The sequence below is a fragment of the Nocardia sp. SYP-A9097 genome (genome assembly GCF_009649815.1).
Classification (GTDB): Bacteria; Actinomycetota; Actinomycetes; order Mycobacteriales; family Mycobacteriaceae; genus Nocardia.
In genome coordinates this window covers 1-823 of the sequence record NZ_WJIC01000090.1, presented here as the reverse complement: position 1 = coordinate 823, position 823 = coordinate 1, and the positions used below count along the sequence as shown (strand labels likewise).

The window sequence follows — 823 nt, the reverse complement described above, 5'->3', positions numbered from 1 at the left end:
CTTGTCAAGGCTCGTCATTTCTGTAATGCTTGTTAACGGATTGTTGTGTTCGTGTGGCGTACAGGAGGTGTGCCGGAGTGTCTACGCAGCCAGTGCTATCCAGGCGGGAGCGGACGCGTGCGGCGACCTTGGGTGAGATCAAGGCGACGGCGTTGCGGTTGATGCGGGAGTTGGGATCCGCTGATGTGCGGTTTTCCGATATCGCGCGGGAGATGGGGATGACGGCGCCGGCGTTGTATCGGTATTACGGGGATCGGGATGCGTTGGTGACGGCGTTGATTTCCGATGCGTATGACGATTTGGCGGGGGCGTTCGCGGTGGCGCGGGATGAGGTGGCGCCGGGGCGTCCGGTGGCGCGGTTGCAGGCGGTGGCGTCGGCGTTCCGGTCGTGGGCGCGGGGTGAGCCGCAGCGGTTCGCGTTGATTTTCGGTGCGCCGGTGCCGGGGTATGTGAGTGATTCGAATCAGGCCACGGAGGCGTGTTTGCGGGCGACGGGTGCGTTGAAGGCGGTGTTCTACGATGCGGCCGCGGCGGGGGTGTTGGGTCGTCCCGTGGTGGATGTGGTGGATTATCGGTTGGCGCGGGCGTTCTCCGATGAGCATGATCCGGTGTATGCGGGTCGGCCGGGGTTGGCGCCGGAGACGACGCAGGCGTTGATGCAGTGCTGGACGTCGTTGTATGGGTTCATCAGTTTGGAAACCTATGGTCATTTGGATTACCTCGACGAGCCCGCGCGTGATTCGCTGTTCGCCGCGCATGTGGACATGTTGGCCCGTATGACCGGCCTCGACACACCTTTGGAAAAACCATGAAACAGACAATC

Annotated in this window: 1 protein-coding gene; it reads left to right on the top strand. The window is 62.3% G+C overall.

The features are described 5' to 3' along the window. The first annotated feature begins 77 nt into the window (after nucleotides 1-77). Nucleotides 78-812: a TetR/AcrR family transcriptional regulator gene (locus tag GFY24_RS40865; protein WP_194853234.1), complete on the top strand. Its 735-nt coding sequence runs from the start codon at nucleotides 78-80 to the stop codon at nucleotides 810-812. The last annotated feature ends 11 nt before the right edge of the window (nucleotides 813-823 follow it).